Origin of the sequence: Actinomycetospora sp. NBRC 106378, assembly GCF_030269685.1 — a bacterium.
In the GTDB taxonomy this organism is placed as follows: domain Bacteria; phylum Actinomycetota; class Actinomycetes; order Mycobacteriales; family Pseudonocardiaceae; genus Actinomycetospora.
Map to the genome: position 1 here is coordinate 59419 of NZ_BSTT01000023.1, position 8688 is coordinate 68106.

An 8688-nucleotide genomic window follows, 5' to 3' on the forward strand; every position below is an offset into this window, starting at 1 on the left:
ACCCGCCCGTCCCGAGTCCGAGGAGCACGCCGTGAGCGTCACCGCCGCCGCCGGTTTCCGCGCCGCCGGGGTCCGTGCCGGCCTGCGTGCCCACGGCGACCGCCCCGACGTCGCCCTCGTGGTCAACGACGGGCCGTCCACCACGGCCGCGGGCGTGTTCACCCGCAACCAGGTCAAGGCGGCGCCGGTGCTCTGGTCCCAGCAGGTGCTGCGGGAGCGCTCCCTGCGCGCGGTGGTGCTCAACGCCGGCGGCGCCAACGCGTGCACCGGTCCCGACGGGTTCGGCGACACCCACCGCACCGCCGAGAAGGTCGCCGCGGTGCTCGGGTGCGGCGCGATCGAGGTCGCGGTCTGCTCCACCGGTCTCATCGGAGAGCGCCTCCCGATCGACTCCCTGCTCGCCGGGGTGGACGCGGCCGCCGGGTCGTTGGGCCCGGACGCCGACGCCGGGACCAGGGCGGCCACGGCCGTGCTCACCACCGACACCGTCGACAAGCAGGCCGCCCGCACCCGCGACGGGTGGACGGTCGGCGGCTTCGCCAAGGGCGCCGGGATGATGGCGCCGAGCCTCGCGACGATGCTCGTCGTCGTCACCACCGATGCGGCCGTCGACGCCGACGTCGCCGATCGCGCCCTGCGCGCGGCCACGGCCACGACGTTCGACCGACTCGACGTCGACGGTTCCACGAGCACGAACGACACCGTCCTGCTGCTCGCCTCCGGCGCCTCGGGTGTCACGCCCGACGAGGCGACGTTCGCCAGCGAGCTCCGCGAGGTGTGCGCCGAGCTCGCGCGCGGTCTGCAGGCCGACGCCGAGGGCGTCACCAAGCGGATCGCCGTCACCGTCACCGGGGCCGGCTCGGACGCCGACGCCCTGGTCGGGGCCCGCGCGGTCGCCCGCGACAGCCTGGTGAAGACGGCGCTGTTCGGGTCCGACCCGAACTGGGGCCGGATCGCCGCGGCGATCGGTGCGAGCGACGCCCGCGTGGAGCCGGAGACGCTGTCGGTCACGGTGAACGGCGTGCTGCTGTGCGCCGCGGCGGCGGCGGTGGGCGACCGCTCCAAGGCGGATCTGTCGGGGCGGGACATCACCGTCGAGGTCGACCTCGGGCTCGGCGCGGGCACCGCGACCGTCCTCACCACCGACCTCTCCCACGCCTACGTCGAAGAGAACAGCGCCTACTCGTCATGACCGCTCTCGCGCACTCCGACGCCCAGGCCAAGGCCGCGGTCCTCGCCGAGGCCCTCCCGTGGTTGCGGGAGTTCCAGGACGCCGTCGTCGTCGTGAAGTACGGCGGCAACGCCATGGTCGACGACGAGCTGCGTCGCGCCTTCGCCGAGGACATGGTCTTCCTGCGTCTGGCCGGGATCCGGCCCGTCGTGGTGCACGGCGGGGGCCCCCAGATCACCGCGATGCTCGACCGCCTCGGCATGGCCGGCGAGTTCCGCGGCGGCCTGCGGATCACCACTCCGGAGACCATGGACGTGGTCCGGATGGTGCTGGTCGGCCAGGTCGGGCGCGAGCTCGTCGGCCTCGTCAACGCCCACGGGCCGCTGGCGGTCGGCATGTCCGGTGAGGACGCCCGTCTGTTCACCGCCGCGCGCCGCACCGCCTCGGTCGACGGTGAGCAGGTCGACGTCGGGCTCGTCGGCGACGTCGTGGAGGTCAACCCGGCAGCGGTGCTCGACCTGGTGGCCGGGGGTCGCATCCCGGTCATCTCCACCGTCGCCCCCGACGCCGACGGCGTGGTGCACAACGTCAACGCCGACACCGCGGCCGGCGCGCTGGCGGTGGCCCTCGGGGCCCGCAAGCTCGTCGTGCTCACCGACGTCGAGGGCCTCTACACCGACTGGCCCGACCGCACGAGCCTGCGCTCGGAGATCGACGCGACCGAGCTCGCGGCGCTCCTGCCCGGACTGTCGAGCGGCATGATCCCGAAGATGGAGGCCTGCCTGCGGGCGGTCGAGGGCGGCGTCCCGCGCGCCCACGTCATCGACGGGCGGGTGGCGCACTCGGTGCTGCTCGAGGTCTTCACCAGCACGGGCGTCGGGACGATGGTCGTCCCCGCTCCCGCACCCCCAGGAGGAGGTCCCCCCGCATGACCACCCACGCACCGACCGGTGAGGATCTCCGTCGTCGCTGGTCCGACACGATGATGGGCAACTACGGCACGCCGCCCGTCAGCCTCGTCCGCGGCGAGGGCGCCCGCGTCTGGGACGCCGACGGCCGCGAGTACCTCGACCTGCTCGGCGGGATCGCGGTCAACCTCCTCGGGCACGCGCACCCCGCGGTGGTCGAGGCGGTGTCCCGGCAGGTCGCCACCCTCGGACACACCTCGAACCTCGTCATCAACCCGCTGACCGTCGAACTGGCCGAGCGCCTGCTCTCCCTGCTCGGGGTCCCGGACGGACGGGTCCTCATGTGCAACTCGGGCGCGGAGGCGAACGAGGCCGCCTTCAAGATCGCCCGCCGCACGGGGCGGCCGAAGATCGTGGCGGCCCAGGGCGGCTTCCACGGCCGCACCATGGGCGCGCTCGCGCTGACCGGGCAGCCCGCGAAGCGGGAGCCGTTCGAGCCGATGCCGCCCGGGGTGGAGTTCGTCCCCTACGGCGACGCCGAAGCGCTGCGGGCCGCCGTCGGTTCCGACACGGCGGCCGTGGTGCTGGAGCCCGTGCAGGGTGAGGCGGGGGTGATCGTGCCGCCGGAGGGCTACCTGCAGGCCGCCCGGGAGATCACCTCCGCGGCCGGCGCGCTGCTCGTCGTCGACGAGGTCCAGACCGGCATCGGCCGGACCGGAATCTGGTTCGCCCACCAGCGGGCAGGCATCGTTCCCGACGTGGTCACGCTGGCCAAGGGCCTCGGCGGCGGCCTCCCGCTCGGGTGCTGCATCGGGATCGGGCCGGCGGCCGAGCTGCTCGGAGCGGGCCAGCACGGCACCACCTTCGGCGGCAACCCGGTCTGTTGTGCCGCGGCGCTCGCCGTGCTCGACACGATCGTCGCCGACGGTCTCCTCGACCGCGCCGACGCGCTCGGGAAGGACCTCTCCACCCGCATCGAGGGCCTCGACCACCCGCTGGTCGATCACGTCGACGCCGTCGGGCTGCTGGTCGGAGTGGCGCTGACCGCGCCGGTCTCGCCGCAGGTCACCGGGGCAGCGCTCGAGTCCGGGTTCTTGATCAACGGGGCCGTACCGGGCCGGGTGCGGCTGGCCCCGCCGGCCGTCGTCACCGACGAGCAGGTCGACCGGTTCCTCGCGGCCCTGCCCGAGATCCTCTCCCAGGGTGCTGCGGTCGCGGAGGGGTCGTCGTGAGCGCCCCCTCGGTACGCGCCGCCGGTGGGACGGGGCCCCGGGCCGGCGGGAGGGCGCCACGCCACCTGCTCCGCGACGACGACCTCGCCCCCGCCGAACAGGCCGAGGTCCTCGAGCTCGCCGCCGCGATCAAGGCCGACCCGTACGGTCACCGCCCGTTGGCCGGCCCCCGGGCGGTGGCGGTCATCTTCGACAAGCCCTCCACGCGGACGCGGGTGTCCTTCCAGGTCGGGATCGCGGCTCTCGGCGGGACGCCCGTGATGATCGACGGGCGCGACGCCCAGTTCGGCCGCGGCGAGACGATCGCCGACACCGCGCGCGTGCTCTCCCGCTACGTCGACGCCATCGTCTGGCGGACCGGTGCCGACGAGCGCATCCAGGAGATGGCGGCGCACGCGGAGGTCCCGGTGGTCAACGCCCTCACCGACGGCTTCCACCCCTGCCAGGTCCTCGCCGACCTGCAGACCGTCGTCGAACGCCACGGCCGCACCGCCGGGCTGACCCTGACCTACCTCGGCGACGGCGCCAACAACATGGCGCAGTCGCTGCTGCTCGGCGGGGTGACCGCCGGCATGCACGTGCGGGTCGCCGCGCCCGAGGGCTTCCACCCCGACCCGGCCGTCGTCGCCGACGCCCGGACCCGGGCGATCGACACCGGGGGGTCGGTCACGCTCGTCGGGGTGGACGGCCGCGCCGCGGCCCTCGAGGCGGTCGCGGGAGCCGACGTCGTCGTGACCGACACCTGGATCTCGATGGGCCAGGAGGACGACGGGCTGGACCGGGTCGCGCCGTTCCGTCCCTGCCGGATCGACGACGAACTGCTCGCCCGCGCCGCGTCGGACGCCACCGTGCTGCACTGCCTGCCCGCCCACCGCGGAGACGAGATCAGTGCCGAGGTGCTCGACGGCCCGGCGTCGGCGGTCTGGGACGAGGCCGAGAACCGCCTGCACGCCCAGAAGGCGCTGCTCACCTGGCTCCTCGGGCGATGACCCCGCCGGACGAGGTGCTCGGGACCGAGCCCGGGGCGCGGCCCGACCCGCGGGCCGCCCGGGAACGGCTCGAGCGTCTGCGTCCGGGGACCAGCCGGGCCGCCCGGCAGGCGCGGATCGTCGAACTCATCAGCACCGTCGAGGTCCACAGCCAGGGCGAGCTCGCCGCGATGCTCGCCCGGGAGGGCGTCGAGGTCACGCAGGCGACCCTGTCGCGGGACCTCGACGAGCTCGGCGCGGTGAAGCTGCGGGGTGCCGACGGTGGGGTCGGCCGATACGTGGTCCCCGACGACGGGAGCCCGGTGCGCGGCGTCACCGGCGGGACCGACAGACTGTCGCGGCTGCTCGCGGAGCTGCTGGTCTCGGCCGACCACTCCGGCAACCTCGCGGTGCTGCGCACTCCTCCGGGCGGGGCGCACTACCTCGCGAGCGCACTCGACCGGGCCTCGCTCGCCGAGGTGGTGGGCACGATCGCCGGGGACGACACCGTGATGGTGGTCGCCCGGGAACCGCTCGACGGGGCCGGTCTGGCCGCGGTGCTGGTCGGCCTGGCCGGACGACCCGCGCCAGGAAACGCGCGGACGGCGCGGACACATCAGGACGAGGAAGAGGGACTGCAGTGAGCGCGGGATCGGGCGGAGACGCAGCGCAGCGGAGCTCGGCCGGCGGTTCCGCGGCCCTCTGGGGTGGACGCTTCTCCTCGGGACCGGACGCGGTGATGGCCGCCCTGTCGAAGTCCACGCACTTCGACTGGGTGCTCGCCCCGTACGACATCGCCGGCTCCCGCGCGCACGCACGCGTGCTGCACGGCGCCGGGCTGCTCGACGACGACGAGCTGCGGGGGATGCTCGAGGGCCTCGAACGGCTCGAGTCCGACGTGGCCGACGGGACGTTCGTCGCCGCCGAGGCCGACGAGGACGTGCACACGGCGTTGGAGCGCGGCCTCATCGAGCGGGTCGGCCCCGAGCTCGGCGGCAAGCTGCGCGCCGGCCGTTCGCGCAACGACCAGATCGCCACCCAGCTCCGCATGTGGCTGCGTGACCGGCTGCGCGAGCTGGCCCGCGGCGTCTGCGACGTGGTGGACGCGCTCGTCGGGCAGGGGCGCACGCACCCCGACGCGGTGATGCCCGGGCGCACGCACCTGCAGCACGCCCAGCCGGTCCTGCTCGCCCACCACCTCGGCGCGCACGCCCAGGCGCTGCTGCGGGACGTCGAGCGATGCCGGGACCTCGACCGCCGCCTGGGCCTCTCGCCGTACGGGTCGGGCGCGCTCGCCGGGACGTCGCTGGGACTCGACCCCGCGGCCGTGGCCCGGGACCTCGGCTTCCGCGACGCCGTCGACAACTCGATCGACGGCACGGCCTCCCGCGACCTCGCCGCCGAGGGCGCCTTCGTCCTCGCCATGGTGGCGGTCGACCTCTCCCGGATCGCGGAGGAGGTCATCCTCTGGGCCACCGCCGAGTTCGGCTACGTGACGCTCGACGACGCCTGGTCCACGGGCTCGTCGATCATGCCGCAGAAGAAGAACCCGGACGTCGCGGAGCTGGCGCGAGGGAAGGCCGGGCGGCTGGTCGGCAACCTCGCGGGGCTGATGACCACGCTCAAGGCGCTCCCGCTCGCCTACAACCGCGACCTGCAGGAGGACAAGGAGCCGCTGTTCGACTCGGCGGCCCAGCTGGCGATGGTGCTGCCGGCGATGGCGGGCATGATCCGCACGCTCACGGTGCACACCGACCGCCTGGCCGAGCTCGCGCCCGCCGGGTTCAGCCTCGCCACCGACATCGCGGAGTGGCTGGTGCGCCAGGGCGTGCCGTTCCGCCGGGCCCACGAGGCCGCCGGGGCGTGCGTGCGGTCGGCCGAGGGTCGCGGGGTCGGTCTCGACGAGCTGACCGACGACGAGCTGCAAGCCTGCGATCCCGCGCTCACCCCCGACGTCCGGACGGTCCTCACCGTCGAGGGGTCGATCGCCTCGCGGGACGCGCACGGGGGCACGGCACCCAAGCGCGTCGCGGAGCAGTACGACCGGATCGTCGGCGCCGTCATCGAGGCCCGGGCCTGGGCGGCACGTCCGATCGACCGGCGGTGACGGGCACGCCTGCCCCGCTCGACCGTGCCGAGCTCGCCGTCGACCCGCTGGTGGCGGCCCGGACCCTGCTCGGGACCGAGCTGGTCAGCGAGGTGCCCGAGGGCGAGGTGCGGCTCCGGGTCGTCGAGGTCGAGGCGTACCGGGGCGAGGACGATCCCGGCTCGCACTGCTATCGCGGCCGCACACCACGCAACGACGTGATGTGGGGGCCCGCCGGGCACCTCTACGTCTACTTCGTCTACGGCATGCACTTCTGCGCCAACGTCGTCGCGCTCGTCGACGGCCGTCCGGGTGCGGTGCTGCTCCGGGCCGGGGAGGTGCTGTCGGACCCGGCGGTCGCCCACGTCCGGCGCCCGACGGCCCGGGGCCGGGACGTCGAGCTGGCGCGCGGGCCGGCGCGTCTCTGCACGCTGCTGGGACTGGCGCGCGAGCACAACGGCATCGACGTCCTCGACTCGGCGTCCGCCGTCCGGTTGGAGCGGGGGACGCCCGTCTCCGACGAGGTGGTGCGCTCCGGTCCGCGGGTCGGTGTCGCGGCCGGACAGCAGCGCCCGTGGCGGCTGTGGGTGGCAGGGTCGTCCGCCGTCACCCCGTACAAGGCCGGACGCGCCCGGTCGGACGGTCCCGACTGGTAGCCGGGCCGACCGGGGACAATGGGCTGGTGACCGCACCGCACATCCTCGACGACCTCGCCTGGCGGGGTCTGATCGCCCAGAGCACCGACCTCGACGCGCTGCGCCGCGACCTCGACACCGGGACGGTCACCCTCTATTCCGGGATCGACCCCACCGCGCCGAGCGCGCACATCGGGCACCTCCTGCAGTGGCTGACCCTGGCGCGCTTCCAGCAGGCCGGGCACCGTCCGGTCGCGCTCGTCGGCGGGGCCACCGGGCTCATCGGCGACCCCAAGCCGACCTCCGAGCGGACGTTGAACGACCGGGACGTCGTCGCGGGCTGGGTCGACAAGATCGGCGCCCAGTTGCGGCCGTTCCTCGACTTCGAGGGGGAGAACGCCGCGCTGCTGGTGAACAACCTCGACTGGACCGAGGGCGTGTCGGCGCTGGACTTCCTGCGGGACCTCGGCAAGCACTTCCGCGTGGGCCGGATGCTCGCCAAGGAGGCGGTGAGCCGGCGCATGGAGTCCGACGAGGGCATCAGCTACGCCGAGTTCAGCTACCAGATCCTCCAGTCCTACGACTTCCTCGAGCTCTACCGTCGGTACGGCTGCACGATGCAGACCGGCGGCAGCGACCAGTGGGGCAACCTCACCGCCGGCATCGACCTGATCCACCGGGTGGAGGGCCGGTCGGTCCACGCACTGGGGACGCCGCTGATCACCAAGGCCGACGGCTCGAAGTTCGGCAAGACCGAGTCGGGGACGGTGTGGCTCGACCCGCAGCTGACGAGCCCGTACGCCTTCTACCAGTTCTGGATCAACGCCGAGGACGCGAAGGTGGGGGAGTACCTCCGGGCCTTCACGTGGCTGCCGCGCGAGGAGATCGAGGAGCTCGAGCGCCTCACGGTCGAGAAGCCGCAGGCGCGCGCCGCCCAGCGGGCGCTCGCCGAGTCGGTGACGGCTCTCGTGCACGGCCCCGACGAGCTCGCCCGGGTCCAGGCCGCGAGCCAGGCGCTGTTCGGTCGGGGGGAGCTCCGCGAGCTCGACGCCACCACGTTGGCGGCGGCCCTCGCCGAGGTGCCGTCGGCGACGCTGGCCCGGGGGGACGACCCGACGATCGTCGATCTGCTCGTGGGCACGGGCCTCGCTGCCGGCCGTGGTGCGGCGCGCCGGACCGTCGGTGAGGGCGGCGCGTACGTCAACAACGCCAAGGTCGAGGCGGAGGACTGGACGCCGGGCGAGGCCGATCTGCTGCACGGCCGCTGGCTCGTCGTCCGCCGCGGGAAGCGGACGGTCGCCGGTGTGGAGCTCGTGTCGTCGCCGTGACGACCGTGGGTCGGGCGGGAAACGCCGCCCGACCTGCGGGAACGCGGAAAGGCACCCCCCCTCGATCAGGCCTTCACGGCCCGTGTAATGTTCTCCATGTCGCCAGGACGAGGGGGTTGCCCCGGGGCCTGGAGGCGGGATAGGTTCGAGAGGTTGCCCTTCAGCCGGTCTGGTAGGGTAAGGACTCGGAGCCATCGGGCTTGGCGATCCGCCGGTGTGTGGGTCTGCGGGTTCGTGTGGTCGTCCTTTGAGAACTCAACAGTGTGCTGACGTTTTGTGTGTTCTGGCCCCAGCTTTTGGTTGGGGTTTCTTTGAGTAGCTAGTTTTTGTCAGAGGTCTTGATTGGTCTCTAACGGTTTT

8 protein-coding genes are annotated in these 8688 nt (G+C 73.8%); all 8 read left to right on the forward strand.

What is annotated here, in order from left to right:
- The first annotated feature begins 31 nt into the window (after positions 1–31).
- The 8 genes from argJ to tyrS all read left to right on the forward strand — a co-directional run bounded on the left by argJ (position 32) and on the right by tyrS (position 8328).
- Complete coding sequence (gene argJ, locus QSK00_RS29405) at positions 32–1192, forward strand: bifunctional glutamate N-acetyltransferase/amino-acid acetyltransferase ArgJ (protein ID WP_285596918.1); 1161 nt, start codon at positions 32–34, stop codon at positions 1190–1192.
- The gene (argB, locus tag QSK00_RS29410) at positions 1189–2103 is read left to right on the forward strand and encodes an acetylglutamate kinase (protein ID WP_285596920.1); all 915 of its coding nucleotides are present in this window, start codon (positions 1189–1191) and stop codon (positions 2101–2103) included. Before argJ ends, argB begins: the two co-directional genes overlap by 4 nt.
- A complete protein-coding gene (locus tag QSK00_RS29415) occupies positions 2100–3311 on the forward strand; it encodes an acetylornithine transaminase (RefSeq protein ID WP_285596922.1) in 1212 nt (403 codons plus the stop codon). Before argB ends, QSK00_RS29415 begins: the two co-directional genes overlap by 4 nt.
- A 65-nt stretch (positions 3312–3376) precedes the next feature.
- Positions 3377–4300 (forward strand): ornithine carbamoyltransferase, encoded by a 924-nt coding sequence (gene argF / locus QSK00_RS29420; protein ID WP_285596939.1) that lies wholly within the window; start codon positions 3377–3379, stop codon positions 4298–4300.
- Positions 4297–4923 carry an arginine repressor gene (locus QSK00_RS29425; RefSeq protein WP_285596924.1) on the forward strand — a complete coding sequence of 209 codons (627 nt, stop codon included), beginning with the start codon at positions 4297–4299 and terminating at the stop codon, positions 4921–4923. The genes argF and QSK00_RS29425 overlap by 4 nt, the downstream gene beginning before the upstream one ends.
- Positions 4920–6386: an argininosuccinate lyase gene (gene argH / locus QSK00_RS29430; protein ID WP_285596926.1), complete on the forward strand. Its 1467-nt coding sequence runs from the start codon at positions 4920–4922 to the stop codon at positions 6384–6386. Before QSK00_RS29425 ends, argH begins: the two co-directional genes overlap by 4 nt.
- The gene (locus tag QSK00_RS29435; protein ID WP_285596928.1) at positions 6383–7021 is read left to right on the forward strand and encodes a DNA-3-methyladenine glycosylase; all 639 of its coding nucleotides are present in this window, start codon (positions 6383–6385) and stop codon (positions 7019–7021) included. Before argH ends, QSK00_RS29435 begins: the two co-directional genes overlap by 4 nt.
- Positions 7022–7044: 23 nt before the next feature.
- Complete coding sequence (gene tyrS, locus QSK00_RS29440; RefSeq protein ID WP_285596941.1) at positions 7045–8328, forward strand: tyrosine--tRNA ligase; 1284 nt, start codon at positions 7045–7047, stop codon at positions 8326–8328.
- The last annotated feature ends 360 nt before the right edge of the window (positions 8329–8688 follow it).